General features: G+C 73.3%; 10 protein-coding genes and 2 tRNA genes. 5 read left to right on the top strand and 7 right to left on the bottom strand.

What is annotated here, in order from left to right; genetic code table 11:
• Window positions 1-25 precede the first annotated feature (25 nt).
• The 5 genes from ACIRJT_RS16135 to ACIRJT_RS16115 form a co-directional block, all read right to left on the bottom strand.
• Window positions 26-1,699, bottom strand: a complete 1,674-nt coding sequence (locus tag ACIRJT_RS16135; RefSeq protein WP_403909351.1) for a sensor histidine kinase — start codon at window positions 1,697-1,699, stop codon at window positions 26-28.
• A 16-nt stretch (window positions 1,700-1,715) separates the two neighbouring features.
• Complete coding sequence (locus ACIRJT_RS16130; RefSeq protein ID WP_403909348.1) at window positions 1,716-2,462, bottom strand: response regulator transcription factor; 747 nt, start codon at window positions 2,460-2,462, stop codon at window positions 1,716-1,718.
• A 91-nt stretch (window positions 2,463-2,553) separates the two neighbouring features.
• Window positions 2,554-3,438: an amidohydrolase family protein gene (locus ACIRJT_RS16125; RefSeq protein WP_403909345.1), complete on the bottom strand. Its 885-nt coding sequence runs from the start codon at window positions 3,436-3,438 to the stop codon at window positions 2,554-2,556.
• A 23-nt stretch (window positions 3,439-3,461) separates the two neighbouring features.
• On the bottom strand, window positions 3,462-4,439 hold the full coding sequence (locus ACIRJT_RS16120) for a DUF2797 domain-containing protein (protein WP_403909342.1): 978 nt from the start codon (window positions 4,437-4,439) through the stop codon (window positions 3,462-3,464).
• A 68-nt stretch (window positions 4,440-4,507) separates the two neighbouring features.
• Window positions 4,508-5,050, bottom strand: coding sequence for a hypothetical protein (locus ACIRJT_RS16115; RefSeq protein WP_403909339.1), 543 nt, complete (start codon window positions 5,048-5,050; stop codon window positions 4,508-4,510).
• A 105-nt stretch (window positions 5,051-5,155) separates the two neighbouring features.
• On the opposite strand from ACIRJT_RS16115, the gene sigJ reads away from it, so the two are divergent.
• The 3 genes from sigJ (at window position 5,156) to fxsT (ending at window position 10,477) form a co-directional block, all read left to right on the top strand.
• Complete coding sequence (gene sigJ, locus ACIRJT_RS16110; protein ID WP_403909336.1) at window positions 5,156-6,100, top strand: RNA polymerase sigma factor SigJ; 945 nt, start codon at window positions 5,156-5,158, stop codon at window positions 6,098-6,100.
• Between the two features lie 94 nt (window positions 6,101-6,194).
• Window positions 6,195-7,412 (top strand): NAD(P)/FAD-dependent oxidoreductase, encoded by a 1,218-nt coding sequence (locus ACIRJT_RS16105; RefSeq protein WP_403909333.1) that lies wholly within the window; start codon window positions 6,195-6,197, stop codon window positions 7,410-7,412.
• Window positions 7,413-7,588: 176 nt separating this feature from the next.
• Window positions 7,589-10,477 (top strand): FxSxx-COOH system tetratricopeptide repeat protein, encoded by a 2,889-nt coding sequence (gene fxsT / locus ACIRJT_RS16100; RefSeq protein ID WP_403909330.1) that lies wholly within the window; start codon window positions 7,589-7,591, stop codon window positions 10,475-10,477.
• Window positions 10,478-10,615: 138 nt separating this feature from the next.
• Here the strand turns inward: fxsT and ACIRJT_RS16095 are convergent.
• Both ACIRJT_RS16095 and ACIRJT_RS16090 read right to left on the bottom strand, forming a co-directional pair.
• Window positions 10,616-10,688: transfer RNA gene (locus tag ACIRJT_RS16095), tRNA-Arg, on the bottom strand.
• Window positions 10,689-10,918: 230 nt separating this feature from the next.
• Window positions 10,919-11,009 (bottom strand) — tRNA-Ser (locus tag ACIRJT_RS16090).
• A 298-nt stretch (window positions 11,010-11,307) separates the two neighbouring features.
• Between ACIRJT_RS16090 and ACIRJT_RS16085 the strand changes: the two genes are divergently transcribed.
• The gene (locus ACIRJT_RS16085; protein WP_403909327.1) at window positions 11,308-11,883 is read left to right on the top strand and encodes an SSI family serine proteinase inhibitor; all 576 of its coding nucleotides are present in this window, start codon (window positions 11,308-11,310) and stop codon (window positions 11,881-11,883) included.
• A gap of 303 nt (window positions 11,884-12,186) precedes the next feature.
• The gene (locus ACIRJT_RS16080) at window positions 12,187-16,416 is read left to right on the top strand and encodes a PAS domain-containing protein (RefSeq protein WP_403909324.1); all 4,230 of its coding nucleotides are present in this window, start codon (window positions 12,187-12,189) and stop codon (window positions 16,414-16,416) included.
• The last annotated feature ends 158 nt before the right edge of the window (window positions 16,417-16,574 follow it).

Genomic DNA, 16,574 nt, shown 5'->3' with positions numbered 1-16,574 from the left:
GCTCCGACCTTCGCCGTCCGCGCTGTCACACCGGTGTGCTGAGCCTGTCCCTGCCCTGTGAGTCCGCGCCTGGCGGTTCGCCTGCCGGTTCGTCCGCCGGCAGCTCGACCACGAACACCGTGCGGCCCGGCCCGGATTCCACCCGTACGCGCCCGCCGTGCGCGCAGACGACGGCCTGCACGATGGCGAGGCCGAGCCCGGTGGAGCCGGTCGCCGCGCCCGTACCGGCCCCGCGCGAGCGGGAGGCGTCACCGCGGGCGAACCGTTCGAAGACGTGCGGCAGCAGCTCCGCCGGGATGCCTGGCCCGTCGTCGCCCACCTCCACCGTGACCGGCCCCCCGGCGCGCGCGGACGGCCGTACGGACACGGTGACGGTGGTCCCCGCCGGGGTGTGGGTGCGGGCGTTGGCCAGCAGGTTGACGAGCACCTGCTGGAACCGGTCGGGATCGGCGCGCACGGTCACCGGCTCGGCGGGCAGTTCCAGCCGCCAGCGGTGCCGGGCGCCCCGGCCAGGCTCGTCCGGGTCCACCGCGCGGGCGTCCGGGTCCACCGCGCGGGTGTCCGGGTCCGGCGCACCCCGGCCCGCCGCCCCCTGGTCCGCCGCACGGGCGTCGCTGATCGCGTCCACGACCAGCGGCAGCAGATCGGTGCTCCCGTACGAGAGCGGACGCCCGGCGTCCAGCCGGGCCAGCAGCAGCAGGTCCTCCACCAGGCCCGTCATCCGGTCCGCCTCCGACTCGATCCGGCCCAGCGCGTGCCGGGTCACCGGGTCGGGCTCCGGCGCTTCCCGGCCCCCGGTGGTGCGCCGGGTCAGCTCGGCGTAGCCCCGGATCGAGGCCAGCGGGGTGCGCAGCTCATGGCTGGCGTCCGCGACGAACCGCCGGACCCGCGTCTCGCTCGCCTGGCGGGCGGCGAGGGCCGAGCCGACATGCCCGAGCATGCGATTGAGCGCCGCGCCCACCTGCCCGACCTCCGTACGCGGGTCGGCCTCGGCATCCGGTACCCGCTCCAGGAGGGCCACCTCGCCGCTGTGCAGGGGGAGTTCGGATACCCGGGTGGCCGTGGCGGCGACCCGGCGCAACGGCCGCAGGGCGACCCCGACGAGCACGGTGCCCGCGATCGACGCGGCCAGCAGCCCGGCGGCGGTGACGCAGACCTCGACGACGATCAGGGTGGTCAGCGCACCGCTCACCTCGGCACTGGGGATGCCCACGAGGACGGTGTACCCCTCGGTGGTGGTCGCGGCCTCGACCCGGTAGCCGCCGAGCCCCGGGAGATCGACGCTCCGGGCTCTCTCACCGGTGGTCGGAGCGGCCGCCTCCAGGGCGCTCCGCTGCTCCCCGGTCAGCGGCTTCGCGCTCTCCTGGGCCCGCAGCCCGCTGTCCTCGACGACCTTCGACGCGGTGACGTCCCCGCCCTCGCCGAGAAGGGCCCCGAACGTGCCGAGCGGCTGCCCGCCCCCGCCGACGAAGCCGAGCGGACCCGCCGCGCGCAGCGCTTGGGGCACCGGCACCGGCCCCGGCCCGGGCGGGCGCTGGGCCCGCTCGGCGACGGAGTGCAGTTGGTCGTCGAGCTTGCCGTACATGTAGCTGTGGAAGGCGATCGCGGTGACGGACCCGATGACGGCGGCGACGACGGCGATCAGCGAGACCGCCGATACGACGAGCCGGGTCCGCAGCGTCCACGGCCGCCGCAGCACCCTCGCACCGCCTCGCCTACGCACCGGGCTTGATCAGATACCCCGCGCCGCGCCGGGTGTGAATCATCGGCGTGCGCCCGGCGTCGATCTTCTTGCGGAGGTAGGAGATGTAGAGCTCGACGACGTTGGCCTGGCCGCCGAAGTCGTAGTTCCAGACCCGGTCAAGGATCTGCGCCTTGCTGAGCACCCGGCGCGGATTGCGCATCAGGAAGCGCAGCAGCTCGAACTCGGTGGCCGTCACGTGGATCGCGTCCCCGCCCCGGCTCACCTCGTGGCTGTCCTCGTCGAGCACCAGGTCCCCGACGACGAGGGTGGACTCGCTCCGCCCGGCGGCGACGGCCGAGCCCGAGCGGCGGATGAGCCCGCGCAGCCGGGCCACGACCTCCTCCAGGCTGAACGGCTTGGTCACGTAGTCGTCGCCGCCCGCGGTGAGCCCGGCGATCCGGTCCTCCACGGAGTCCCGGGCGGTCAGGAAGAGGACCGGCACATCGTCGTACTCGCGGCGCAGCCGCCCCAGCACGGACAGCCCGTCCATGTCCGGGAGCATCACGTCCAGGACCACCGCGTCCGGGCGGAAGTCCCGCGCGGCCCGGACCGCCCCGGCCCCGTCCCCGGCGCTGCGCACCTCCCACCCCTCGTACCGCAGGGCCATCGAGAGCAGCTCGGCGAGCGGAGCCTCGTCGTCCACGACCAGGACCCGCACGGGGGTACGGTCCGGCCTGAGCAGTTCGGTACGCCCCTGGGGCGAGGTCGTCGTCGTCATGGGGACCACTCTGTGAGGCACCCGTGAGAGAAGCCTGACCCGTTCCTGTGAATTCCCTGAGAAAGCGGCGCGGGTTCCGGGGCGACAGGCCCTACGTGCCCTGGGCGGGGAACAACGCGGCGGCGTTCCCGTGACAGACCGCCCGCAACCACGCGTCCCCGAGCCCGAGCCGCTCCAGCGCCTGGAGCTGATGGACGTACGGGTAGGGGATGTTCGGGAAGTCGGTCCCGAGCAGGATCCGGTCCCCGAGGTCGGCTAGCCGCCCCCGCTCCGCCGCCGGGAAGGGGCTGAACCCCTCGCTGAAGTCGGTGAACGCCATCGTCGTGTCGAGCCGGACCTCCGGGTACGCCTCCGCCAGCGCCAGGAACTCCGCGTATTCCGGCATCCCCATGTGCGCGACGACCAGCCGCAGCCGGGGATGGCGCGCCAGCAGCCGCCCGATCGGCTCCGGCCCGGTGTACGCACCCGGCGCGGGGCCCGACCCGCAGTGCGTGACCACCGGAATCCCGGCCTCCGCGAGCAGCCCCCACACGGGGTCCAGGAGTGGGTCGTTGGGGTCGTACGCGCCGACCTGGAGGTGCGACTTGAAGACCCGCGCGCCCGCCTCGACGGCCTCCTTCACGTACACCTCCGCACCGTCCTCCGGGAAGAGGGTCGCGGTGTGCAGACAGTCGGAGGTCCGGGCGGCGAAGCCGGCGGCCCAGCCGTTCAGCCAGCGGGCCATGCCGGGCTTGTGCGGATAGAGCATGGAGGTGAAGCGCAGCACCCCGAAGGACCGCAGCAGCTCCAGCCGCCGCTCCTCCTCGTACCGGTAGGTGATCGGCCACTCCAGGCCGGTGAGCGGTCCGACGGCGTCGAAGTAGGCCCATACCTTGCGCAGGACCTGCTCCGGCATGAAGTGGGTGTGCACGTCGATGATCCCGGGCAGCCCGAGCCGCTTCCAGAACCGCACCACGTCATCGCTCTCCGGCCCCACGGACGCTCTCCCTCGGTCGACGGTCAGAACAACCCACCCTGCACAGCGCCGCCGCCGATGTCGATGAGGGGGACACGTACATCACTCTCCGCCACGGTCGCCCCTGCCCCTGCGGACCCGTCGCCCGCGGGCCCGGTGCGGGCGGGAACGGCTTCCGCGGACGCGGCTGCTGCGGGCACGGCCTCCGCCGGCACGGCGGCGAGGTCCCACCCGGTGATCAGACGCGTGTCCAGGACGACCACGCCCACGCCGTCCACCGCCAGGTGCAGATCGGGCCCGGCCGCCGCGACCAGCCGCCCCGCGACGACGCCCCCGTCGACCAGCTCCCGCACCGAGCGGACGGGAGCGGGGGCCCGGTCCAGCCCGAACAGGGCGACCTGATCGACGACTTCGAGCGGCAGCCGCTCCAACGACTCGGGCCAGCCGCGCCCTTCGAGCCGTTCGGCCCGCCCGTACAGCTCCGCCACCTCGGCTGCCCGCTCCTCGCGCCCGGGAAGCCGCCCGCGCACGGCCCGCTTCCTGGCGTACGGGATCCGGTCGGGCACCTTGAGGGCCGCCCGCAGCACCTCCTCGGTCCGCCGGGCCGCCATGAGGGGCCCGCGCCCCAGCCAGCTGAAGACCACGGCCCCCTGCTCCCGCAGCCGGGCGGACCCGCGCTCCTCCCCGGTGATCCCGACCTTGACCATGCCGGGCCCGAACCAGGCGAGGTACACGCGGTACGTCCGGGGGTCGTCCACCATCGTGTCGGCGGCCACCGAGTGCGCCCGGTCCAGCCGCGCGCACTCCGCGCACCGCCCGCCGGTGGAACGCCCCGGCACCACCGCGCCCAGCGGACACACATTCCCCCGGGCTCCCACGCAGTGCCGCTCACCGAGGGCCCGGAACCCGAGGCCGGACCCGTACGCGAGCACGCTCACCCGCCGGTCGCCGCCCCTGCTCCACCCCAGCTCAGGCACCTCGCCGGGCCACCGCACCCCGGCGCACCACCACCCACCGGCCACCCGGACCCCGCTCTCTCCTCCACCGGCACCAGATCACCGGCCGACCCGGTCGAACCGGCCCGGCGATGCTACGCGTAGCCTCCGACACCCTCGATCCGCCGCCGCATCGCGGCCATGCGCCGTTCGAACCGCCGGTTGAGCCAGATGATCCAGCCCATGAACCCCACGCCGAAGCCGAGGCCCCACAACCCGATCGGCACGTTGCCCGCGGCGAACCAGAAGAACGGCATCGCGAGGAAGAGCAGCCCGAGGAAGGGAAGGGCCCACCACCGGTTGCGCCGCAGCTTCTCCTCGCGCCGCCGGATCAACCGCACCATGGCCACCTGTTCGGCCGGGTCCTCGGGCAGTTCGCCGTTCTTCGCGATGCGCCGCTCCAGCTCCGGCACCCGGGCGGCCTCGGTGCCCACGGCACGCGCGTCGCGCCGCCTGCGCCGCATCAGCAGCCAGGTCATCAGACCCGCGTAGACGAACCCGCCGACCAGAATGCCCGGCCACCCCGACCATCCGTAGAAGGCCAGCTGGATGCCGACCCACACCACCAGCACCAGCAGCCCCATCGCCCACCACCGGTCCTGCCAACGCTCTTCCCGCCCGTGCTCCTTCGACCTCATCGCCGACCTCCGAGAGGAACGCGTCCGTCACGCCCCGTACGACGTCGGTTACCCCGCCATCGGCCCTCCGAACGACCACGGGGGACGGCCGTTATGATCCGGCCCATGGCGCTGACCGGTAACCAGGTGGATCTGTTCGAGGCTTCCATGCCCCGGCTGAAGGCCATCGGCTACCGCCTTCTCGGCTCCGCGAGCGATGCCGAGGACGCCGTCCAGGACACGTTCCTGCGCTGGCAGTCCGCCGACATCGACCGCATCGAGGTCCCCGAGGCCTGGCTGACGAAGGTCCTCACCAACCTCTGCCTCAACCAGCTCACCTCGGCGCGCGCCCGCCGCGAGACCTATGTGGGCCAGTGGCTGCCCGAACCGCTGCTCGCCGGGGACCCGATGCTCGGCCCCGCCGACACCGTCGAACAGCGCGAATCGGTCTCGTACGCGGTCCTCGTCCTCATGGAGCGCCTCTCCCCCGACGAGCGGGTGGTGTACGTGCTGCGGGAGGCGTTCGCGTATCCGCACGGGAAGATCGCCGAGATCCTCGACACCACGGAGTCCGCGAGCCAGCAGCTGTTCCACCGCGCCAAGAAGCACATCGCGGAGGGCCGGACCCGCACCGAGATCGGCGAGGCCGCAGCCCGGCGGATCGTCGAGGAGTTCCTCACGGCCGCGACCAGCGGCCGGACCGAACCGCTCGTCCGGCTGCTCACCGCGGACGCCGTCGCGATCGGCGACGGAGGCGGAAAGGTACCGGCCCGCACCAGGCCGTTCGAGGGGGCCGTCGCCGTCGCGAAGTTCATGCGGAGCCTGTTCATCCCCAACCAGGCCGCCCGCAACCTCCTCGGCGGCACGGCGGAGGTCCACGTCTCGTACGCCAACGGGCTGCCCGCGCTCGTGGTCACCGTCGACGGCCGGGTCATCGGCGTCCTGTGCCTGGAGATCACGACGGAGGGCATCGCCGCGTTCCGCAACCAGGCCAACCCCGACAAGCTCGACCGCGCGACGCGTCAGTGGGCGGCGACCAACCACGGAGAACCGGCCCTCCGCATCACCTGACCTCACTGTGATACACGTCACATCTCCCACCTGTCAGGAATCGACGGGCTGCCCGGTTCAAGGGGCGAGACCGCGCGAGACAGGAGTGCAGGACATGCAGGACACGCAGCAGAACATCCAGCGGCACCGCGTCATCGTCATCGGAGCCGGCTACACCGGAGCGAGTGCCGCCGGACGCCTCGCCAGGCGTCTGCGCAGCGAGGACGTCTCCATCACCCTCGTCAACGCCGAACCGGACTTCGTCGAGCGCGTCCGGATGCACCAGCTCGCGGTGGGCCAGGACCTCCGCCCCCGCCCCTTCGACGAGATGTTCGCCGGCACGGGCGTCCGGCTGCGCCTCGGGAAGGTCACGGGCATCGACGTCGACCGCCGAACGGTGTCCGTCATCGACCCGGGCGGAACCGGCGAGCCGGAGACCCTGCCGTACGACACCCTCGTCTACGCCCTGGGCAGCGCCTGGAACACCCAGGCCGTCCCCGGCGCCGCCGAACACGCCCACGACATCGCCGGCCGCCCCGGCGCCCTGCGCCTGCGCGAGCGCCTGGCCGCCCTCGCCCCCGGCGCGCCCGTGGTCGTCGTCGGCGGAGGCCTCACCGGCGTGGAGGCCGCGACGGAGCTGGCCGAGACCCGCCCGGACCTGGACGTCTCCCTGGTCGCCCGCGGAGCACTGGGCGACTGGCTCTCCCCCAAGGGCGCCGGACACCTGCGGAAGGTCTTCACCAACCTGCGGATCACCGCCCACGAACACGCCGACGTCACCACCGTGCACGCCGACCGGGTCACCACCGCCCAGGGCGACGTCCCGGCCGCGGTCACGATCTGGACGACGGGCTTCGCGGTCCACCCGACCGCCCGGGCCACGACCCTGGAGACCGCCGACAACGGCCAGATCGTGGTCGACTCCACCATGCGCTCGACCTCGCACCCGGACGTGTACGCCATCGGCGACGCGGCCCTGGTGGCAGGCCCCGGCGGCAAGCCGCTGCGCATGTCGTGCGCCTCGGGCGTCCCCACCGCCTGGCAGGCCGCCGACGCCATCGCGGCCCGCCTCACCGGCGCCAAGCTCCCGACCACCGCGCCCCGCTACTTCAACCAGTGCGTCTCCCTGGGCCGCAAGGAGGGCCTGATCCAGTACGTCACCGCCGACGACCGAGCAGTCAGCGCGGCCCTGACCGGCCGTGTGGCCGCCCTCTACAAGGAACTGGTCTGCAAGGCCGCGGCCTGGGGCGTCGCCAACCCGACGATGGGCCTGCCGACCCGCCGCCGCCGGGTCACGGCGGAGCGGGCGCGGGCGAGCGTAGCAGCCGCCTGAGGTTCGGGCGGCCGCCTGGAGCCGAACCGACGCGCGAGGCCCCCGGATTCCCCTGGGGGCCTCCTTAACGCCCCTCACCCGAAAGGAACTTTGACCTTTCCCGACGTCATCCCCCGTCCGACACGGGATCATTGCCCGAGACGGAGCGTCAGGCACAGGGAGACTCGGGGGCCACGATGAGCACGACCTCGCAGCGGTTCTTCATCAGCTACGCGGGCGTGGACCGCCCCTGGGCCGAATGGGTGGGCTGGCATCTGGAATCGGCCGGTCACCGGGCCATCCTCGACGTGTGGGACTGGCGCACCGGGGACAACTTCGTCGAGCGCATGGACGAAGCCCTGAAGCAGGCCGACGCCGTGGTGGCCCTGTTCTCCAAGTCCTACTTCGACGCCGAGCGCTGGACACGGGAGGAGTGGACCGCCGCCGTCGCCCGCAGGGAACGCGTCATCCCCCTCGCCCTCGAACCCCTCGCCACCACGGACACCCCCCACCTCCTCGCCCCCAGGCTCCACAAGAACCTCCACGGCCTGGACGAGACAGCCGCTCTCGCCGCGCTGCGCGAGGCGATCAACGGAGGGACCCGCCCGACCAGCCCCCCGCTCTTCCCCGGCAGCACCCCGACAGCACAACCGGCCGAGGCCGGGGGCAGCACGAAGCCGAGGCTGCCTGGCAGCACGGGGCGGCCCGACGTGTGGAACGTACGCCGTCGCAACCCCGACTTCTCCGGCCGTGAGGCCGTCATCGTCCAGCTCCGCGAGAGTCTGCTCAGCGGCCAACAGGCGGTCGTACAGGCGCTGCACGGTATGGGCGGCATCGGGAAGAGCCAGATCGCCCTGGAGTACGCCCACCGCTTCTCCGGTCAGTACGACCTGGTGTGGTGGATCGACGCCGAGCAGTCCGACCAGATCCCCGTCCACTACACCGAGCTGGCCGACCGCCTCGGAATCGCCAAGCCGGACGCCGGCTCCGACCCCAACGCCCGTGCCGTCCTGCACCACCTGCATACGCGGCAGCGCTGGCTCATCGTCCTCGACAACGCCGAGGACCCCGATCAGATCGCGCCCTGGCTGCCCGAGGGGCCCGGCCACGTCCTGATCACCTCGCGCAATCACGACTGGCGCGGCATCGCCCACCAGACCGCGCTCGACGTCTTCACCCGCTCCGACTCACTGGCCTACCTCGGAGCACAGATTCCGGGCACCACCATCGCGCAGGCCGACACCCTCGCCCAGGACCTCGGGGACCTCCCCCTGGCCCTCGCCCAAGCAGCGGGTGTCATCGGCAGCGGCATGACCATCGACCGCTACCGCCAACTCCTCATCGGCAACACCGCGCGCATCCTGCAGGAAGGCGACGCCCCCGGCTACCCCGCGCCCCTGGCCGCCACGGTCCGCATCGCCACCACTCGCCTCGACGACAACCACCCCGACGCCACGGCCCTGTTCCGCCTCGGTGCCTTCCTCGGCCCCGACCCCATCCCCATCGCCTGGCTGGAGTCCGCGCGCCCTCACCTCTCCACCATCCCCGGCGATCCCGACGACCTCATGTGGCCCCACGCCTCGCTCCAGCACCTGGGCCGCTACGGACTGGCCCGCATCGATCACGAAACCTTCCAGATCCACCGACTCACCCAGGCGGTCCTCCGCGACCAGACCGACTCCGCCCAGACGGGAATGGTCCGGGATGACGTCACGACCATCCTCCGCACCATTGATCCGGGCGACCCGGAGAGCCCCGACAGCTGGCCGGCCTGGGCCTCGCTCACCTCGCACCTCACGGCGGAGCACGTCCTCGTCGCTGACCGCCCCGAACTGCGACCGACCCTCCAGAAGGCCGCCGTCTTCCTCATCCGGAGCGGTCAGCCGCGCACCGCGGTCGATCTCCTCACCTCTCTGCGCGAGACGTGGACCGCCGAGTTGGGGCCCGACGACCCCAAGGTCCTCACCTGCACGCAGTACCTCGGCCACGCGACCTCCGACCTCGGCGATTTCAGAAACGCCCGCCCCATCATCGAAGACACCCTGACTCGCCGACGCCGCACCCTCGGCGACGACGATCCGGACACCCTCCAGTCCGCCAACGACCTGGCTGCGGTCCTGAACGAGCTCGGCGACCACGCCGAAGCCCGCCGCATGCACGAAGACACCCTCACCCGCCGGCGTCGCACCCTCGGCGACGACCACCCGAGGACCCTTCAAGGCGCCGCCAATCTCGGCGCCGCCCTGAATGAGCTCGACGAGCACGCCGAAGCCCACCGCATGCTGAAAGACACCCTCACCCGCTGCCGCCGCACCCTCGGCGACGACCACCCCCACACTCTCCAGACCGTCAACAACCTCGCCATGGCTTTGAACGGACTGGGCAAATACACCGAAGCCCGCCGCATGCAGGAGGACGTCCTCACCCGCCGGCGTCGCACCCTCGGCGACGACCACCCGAGCACCCTTCAAGGCGCCGTCAATCTCGGCAGTTTCTTGAACGAACTCGGCAAGCCTGCCGAGGCCCACCGCATGCTGAAAGACACTCTCACCCGCTGCCGCCGCACCCTCGGCGACGACCACCCCCACACCCTCCAGTCCGCGATCAACCTCGCCACCACCCTGAACGCGCTCGGCCACCACGCCGAAGCCCACCGCATGCAGGAGGACACCCTCACCCGGGGACGTCGCACCCTCGGCGACGACCACCCGGACACCCTCCTGTTCGCCAACTCCCTTGCCGTCACCTTGAACCAGCTCGGCAAGCACCCAGAGGCCCTCCGCTTGCAGGAGGACACCCTCACCCGCCGGCGCCGCGCCTTCGGCGACGACCACCGCCACACCCTGCAAGCCGCCCACAGCTTCGCCATCACGCTGCATGAACTTCGCACCTACCCCGAGGCGGTCGAACTGCTCGAAGACGTACGTGCTCGCCAGCGCCGCACCCTCGGCGACAACCACCAAGACACCATGCGCACCACTCGTTCCCTGGCTCGCACCCTCACGGCGATGGGAAAGCGCTACGCGGCCCAGAAACTGCTGGCCGGCAAGAAGCCCAAGCGCCGCCTGGGCCGCAAGCGGCGCTAGCCACCGAGCCCAGGCCCGCCTCTACGAGCAACGCGAGAGGCCCCCGGGACTTCGTCCCGGGGGCCTCCGCCTCAGGTAACCGCCTCAACGCAAAACACCGGAGGCCCCAGGATTTCTCCTGGGGCCTCCGGTTTGCTGTGCACTCGGCAGGATTCGAACCTGCAACCTTCTGATCCGTAGTCAGATGCTCTATCCGTTAAGCTACGAGTGCTTGGCGTTCCGGGCTTTTTCTCCCCGGTCGGCGTTGCGAGAACAACATTACATGACCTGCGCCGTGACGCGAAATCCATTAGCCGTACCGCTGCCGACCTGCGGAAACGGCCTCCCGAAGCCCGCTTCGACCACCCTCCCGAACCGGCCACGAACCGGCCCCGCCACCTCCCCCCGCGCCCCCGGAACGGCCGAAGCCCCGTGCCAGGGGCACGGGGCTTCGGGGTGGAGCGGAGGCGGAGGGATTTGAACCCTCGATGGGCTTTAAGACCCAAACCGCATTAGCAGTGCGGCGCCATAGACCGGACTAGGCGACGCCTCCTCCACACACCTCGCGCGGACGCGAGTGGTGCGTGCAGATGATGACACAGTCGAGCGTCGTGCCACCAATCGCCGCACACGTTACTAGGCCCCCGGGGGCCAGGGCAAAGCAGTTCGGCGTGGTGCCGCAACGTCCGGGCGTGGTGCGCGTTAGAGAGGGTGGGGGCCCCGGTCTCCGTCAGTCGTCCCGTCGTCGTCGCCCGTCAGTCGTCCGTCAGCCGTGGCGCCCGGGCGGGTCGGTGGTCACCCGTGACCGCCGCCCGTGGCCGACCCCGCCGCAGAGATCCTGGAGCTTCCGCATGCTGCGCCGTCTCGCCCTCACCGCCGTCGTCTCGCTCGCCGCGCTCGCCACCGCCGTACCGGCGTCCACCGCCACCGCCTCCGGCCCCGTGTCCTCCGGTCCGACGCCCGCCGCCGTGCCCACCTCCGGGCCGTTCGCCGCCGCCCGGCCGGCCCTCGGGCCGCTGCCCCTGCCCGTCCCGCTGCCCGGGTTCCTGGAGGGCGGGGGCGGGAAGGGCGCGGGTGAGGCGAGCGAGGTGCTGACGCGGCTCACCGTATCCGTCGCGAACAGCGGGGTCGCCGGGGCCGACGGCACCTTCGAGCTGGAGTGCGGGCCCACCGGAGGCAGCCACCCGCAGGGGCAGGCGGCCTGTGACCGGTTGGCGGAGGCCGGCGCCACCCGGGCCGGGCGGCAGGAGCTGTTCCGGGCGACCCCGGAGGGCACGATGTGCACGATGATCCACGGCGGCGACGCCACCGCGCGCATCGTGGGCACCTGGGAGGGACGGGCCGTGGACACCACCGCGAGCCGCCGCGACGGATGCGAGATCTCGCGCTGGAACAGCCTCGTGCCGGTGCTCCCGGATGTTCGATAGCCCATCGGCCACGGCGTAAAAGCGTTTGCCTCCGCATATCCGCCGCAGACGGCTCCGGGGGCCCGCGCGCCCCGCAGGGGCCGGCCTCGTCGCGCGTCCGCGCACGTCACAGGGTGCGCGGACGCTCACGTCATGGGACCGCGGCGTACACGGCGCGCACAGAACCTTGGTGAGAGCTCCCCCTCATCCGCCGCCCCCGGGGCCTCCCCTGCCCTTAGACTCCTCCAGTGACAGTATGCGGCCCGAGGGGCAAGATGGGGCCCGCTGTCGGCAAGGTGCGGTAATCAGGGAGGAAGCGTCGTCGTGAGCAGCAGGCCATCCCGAGGCACTGCTCGCCTCGCAGCCATACTCGATGCCCTTCCTGACGGGCTTCTGCTCGTCAATTGCAACGGCACGGTCGTCAACGCCAACGCCATCGCCCTCGAAATGTTCGAGACCCCGGGCACCGCGCTCGTCGGTCGCGGACTGCTCGATCTGCTGCCGGAGTTCGACTCCAAGCTGATCCCGGGTTCGATGCGCCGGCCCGAGGCTGCGGACGAGCAGGGCAGGACCAAGCCGACGCGGATGACCGCGCGGCGCACCGACGGCCACGAGTACCCGGTCGAGGTCACCAGCGCGAGCCTCGACAGCGGACAGGCCGCGTACAACGACATCCACTCCAGCTACACCGGTGACGAGCTGCTCATGCTCGTCGTGCGGGACCTCTCCGGCACCGTCGACACCGAGGCGGAGCTGGCCCGTTCGCAGCGCCAGACCGAGATGATCCTGCGGGCCGCCTCCGAGGGCGTCGTCGGCACGGACACCGACGGGCGCGTCGTCCTCGTCAACCCGGCCGCCGCGCAGATCCTCGGCTTCCGGGCCAGCGACCTCGGCGGCCAGGAGCTGCATCCGCTGATCCTGCATTCGCGGGCGGAGGGCGAGCCGTTCCCGTACGAGGACTCCCCGCTCGCCGACACCCTCAAGTCCGGGCGCAAGCACCGGGTGCGCGGGCAGGTGCTGTGGTCCAAGAGCGGCGCGCAGGTTCCGGTGGACCTCACGACCGCGCCGGTACGGGACGGGGACCAGCTCGTCGGCGCGGTGATGACGTTCACCGACCGCCGGCCGTACGAGGAGTTGTCGACGCAGCACGAGAGCGTCGTCGCCGAGCTGACCACGAGCCACTCCGCCGAGGTCACCGCGCTCGAGGAAGCGCACGCCGCCGAACTGGAGGCGCTGAAGGAGGCGCACGCCGCCGAGCTCGCCGACCGCCGCGAGCGGTACGCCGCCGAGATCGAGGGACAGGCCGAGCTGCTCGCCTCCCTGGGCGCCCAGCACTCCCAGCTCACCGCCGTCCTGGGCGGTTCGCTGCGCGGGCCCCTGGAGGAGCTGCGCGGCGAGCTGTCCACGCTCGCCTCCGACCCGGCCGGGCAGCTGTGGCCCGAGGCCAACCAGATCCTGCACCATCTCGCCGCCGGGTACGCCCGGATGACCACGCTCGTCGACAACGTGCTGGGGTACCAGCGTCTGGACGCGGGGGTGGAGGGGCTGCACAAGGCCCCGGCGATGGTGGACGGCATCGTCACGGGCGGCATCGACGGGGCGGTCGAGCTGATCGGCCCCGGGCGCGCCCAGTTCGCCGTGCACACCCCGCCGATCGAGGCCGAGGTCGACGCGCCCCGGCTCGCGACCGCCATCGCCCACCTCGTCGCGGACGTCTGCGGCGTCGATTCGACCGGCAAGACCCGGGCGGTGCCCGGGGGCGGCTATGTCGACTCGACCGTGGTCGTGGCCGCCGCCCAGCGCGGTGACGTCGTACGGATCGAGGTGCGCGGTCCGTTCGCCGGGGGCGACCCGGTGCACGAGCCGATCGTGCGCGGCATCGTCCGGGCGCACGGCGGGGTCCTCCAGACGCACGAGATGCCGGGCATGAGCGGCAGCGCGTACGTGCTCGACCTGCCCATCGGCACCGCGTCCGGCACGATCGCGCCCCCGGAGACGGACGGCAACGCCCTGCTGCCGGAACCTCCCCCCGCCGCCTCCTCGTCGCCCGAAGGGCTGGGAGCGCCGGGCGTCACCAGCGGCGGCCGACGCCGGGCGCGCAGGTCCTCCACCGACGCGTTCCTGGACAGCCCCGGTGGTACGCCGGAGAGCTTCGGCGACAACGCGGTCGGTGCCGTGGCTCCCGCTCCCGATGACCGCCCGGCCGCCGAGCCGACCGGGCGGCGGCGGGCACGCCGTGGACCGGCCGCGCCCGAGGAGCAGCAGTCGCCCGAGCTGATCCCGGCCCAGCAGGGCGAGGGTTCCGGGCGTCGGCGCGGCCGTCCCAGCCCGGCCGAGGCGGCCCCGGGCACGGTTCCGGCAGACGCCGGGTCCGCCGTGCGGGAGCAGCCCCAGCCGCCGCAGCGGGGGGCGCTGGCCCTGACCTCCGCCCCGTCCGCCGCGCCCGGCGCCCCTTCCGAGGGGTCGGTCGTCACCGCGGCCGAGAACGCCCAGGGCGGCGGTCGCCCTCAGCTCGGGCAGACCGTGCCGCCGCAGGGCGTCCCGGTGGGCCCGCAGCAGCCCGTACCGCCCACCGGACGGCGGGCCCGTCGTGAAAGCGAGCCCGCCCGCCCCGCCCTGCCCGCCCTCGCCTCCGGAAGCAACGGCGACAGCGGCAACAGCGGCAACAGCGGCACCGAAGGCGATGGCGGTCACCCCGGTCCGGAGCACCCCCAGCAGCCCGGAGGACGGCGTGCCCGGCGTGCGCTGGCCGCCGCGCAGGAGCGCACCGCTGCCGAGGCCGGACCGCGTACCGCCTTCGCCCTGCCCCCGGCCGACGCGGACCGGGCGCCACTCGCTCCCGACGCCCTGGTGGCCCCCGGCGACGGGGCGGGCACGCACCACGCGCGTACCGCACCGGAGGCCGGTCACACGCCTCCGCAGGCACGCCCCGCCGCCCCGGCGCACACCGGCCCGCGGACGGACGGAACCTCCGGGCAGGGCTTCCCTGCCGCGCCCGAAGCGGGCCGCGCGACCCACGTCCCCGGGGCGGCACCGCATGCGCCCGGCCCGCACGAGGGCGGCGTACCGGAGGCTCCGAGCAGCCCGGCGCCGGACCTCGCGCCGTGGGGCGACACCGGGCAGAACGTGCACTCCGACCCCGGGTCGAGCGCTCGCCCCGGCACCGGGCGGACCGCCCACACCACTGGCGTCGCGGCCGTCGCCGATCAGGTGGCGCACCCGGCCGACGGTGACGCGGGCTCCCCGGGCTCGCGGCGGCAGCCGCTGCCGGCCGAGGAGCCGATGCCGGACGGCGGCAACCCCGACTCGACGCAGGGGAGGGCCTTCAGCGTGCGAACGCTGGGCCAGGGCGTGCCGTTCGCCCAGCACCTCGCGCATCAGCAGAACCAGCCGCACCAGAGCCTCGGCGGGGCCGGCCGACGCCGCAAGCTCGCCGCGCCGCCGGAGGACGACCGCGCCCCGGACCGGGCCGCCGACGACCGGCCCGGTCCGGCGCAGCCGACGGGCCCCGCGCAGGCGCCCGGACCGCAGCAGAGCCAGACCCGCACCCATCCTCACGACCAGGACCAGAACCAGAACCAGGGGTCGGACCGGGGGCCGGTCGAGGCGCAGGAGTCCGGCCGTACGGGTCAGCCGGGTCAGTCGGTGCACGGCGGGCCCGGTGCCGCGTACGGCGAGGGGCAGCTGCTCGCGCCGCCCGTCGCGGAGGGGCGGGCATACGCCATACGGGCGCCCGACGAGGGGGCGGAGGGCCCCGAGCCGCTGGACGGGCCCGGGGGCGCGGTCGAGGTCGCCAACCGGCCGCACCCGCACCCGGTCGACGACGAGCTGCCGCCGGAGCCGCTGGACAACCCGCGCCGGCTGCTGGTCTGGCCGGCGCCCGACGTACCGACCCAGCAGGCGCTCAGCGACCGGGGCTACCGCCCGGTGATCGTGAACTCCCGCGAGGAGGTCGACGCCCAGATCGCCGCGTTCCCCGCGGCGCTCTTCGTCGACCCGCTGACCGGCCCCATCACCCGTACCGCGTTGCAGTCGCTGCGCCAGGCGGCCGTCGCGGCCGAGGTCCCGGTGCTGGTCACGGCCGGTCTGGGGCAGGCGACCCGGGAAGCGGCGTACGGCGCCGACCCGGCCGTCCTGCTCAAGGCGCTGGCCCCCCGCGACAGCGAACAGCATCCCTCGCGCGTACTCCTGATCGAGGAGCACGAGGAGATCGCGGTGGCGCTGACACAGACCCTGGAGCGGCGCGGGATGCAGGTGGCGCGTGCCGCGACGGACAGCGAGGCCGTCGACCTGGCGGGCCGGATGCGGCCGAACCTCGTGGTGATGGACCTGATGCAGGTACGCCGCCGGCGCGCGGGGATCATCGACTGGCTGCGGGCCAACGGGCAGCTGAACCGCACCCCGCTGGTCGTCTACACCTCGGCCGGAATGGACCGGGCGGAACTGCCGCGGCTCGCATCGGGTGAAACCGTCCTCTTCCTGGCGGAGCGGTCGACCAGCGACGAGGTCCAGTCACGGATCGTCGACCTGCTGGCGAAGATAGGCACCAACTAGACGGACGCGGAGAGCGGTACAGGGCGGGGGGGGGGGGGGGGGGGGGGGGCGCCCCCCCCCCCCCCGGGGGCGGCCCCCCCCCGGGCCCGGGCGGAGCCCCGGTTACGGGAAGGGGCGGGGCGAAGCCCCGCGCTGCGGCCGACCACGCCGGGCGCAGG

The organism is Streptomyces sp. NPDC102283, from assembly GCF_044766265.1.
Lineage (GTDB): Bacteria > Actinomycetota > Actinomycetes > Streptomycetales > Streptomycetaceae > Streptomyces.
Note: the sequence above shows the minus strand (reverse complement) of the source record. Positions and strands in the feature narration are given on the sequence as shown.

Coding starts and splice junctions, on each gene's coding strand:
- ACIRJT_RS16105 (WP_403909333.1), top strand. CDS start 6,195: ATGCAGGACACGCAGCAGAACATCCAGCGGCACCGCGTCATCGTCATC.
- ACIRJT_RS16085 (WP_403909327.1), top strand. CDS start 11,308: ATGCTGCGCCGTCTCGCCCTCACCGCCGTCGTCTCGCTCGCCGCGCTC.
- fxsT (WP_403909330.1), top strand. CDS start 7,589: ATGAGCACGACCTCGCAGCGGTTCTTCATCAGCTACGCGGGCGTGGAC.
- ACIRJT_RS16115 (WP_403909339.1), bottom strand. CDS start 5,050: ATGAGGTCGAAGGAGCACGGGCGGGAAGAGCGTTGGCAGGACCGGTGG.
- sigJ (WP_403909336.1), top strand. CDS start 5,156: ATGGCGCTGACCGGTAACCAGGTGGATCTGTTCGAGGCTTCCATGCCC.
- ACIRJT_RS16130 (WP_403909348.1), bottom strand. CDS start 2,462: ATGACGACGACGACCTCGCCCCAGGGGCGTACCGAACTGCTCAGGCCG.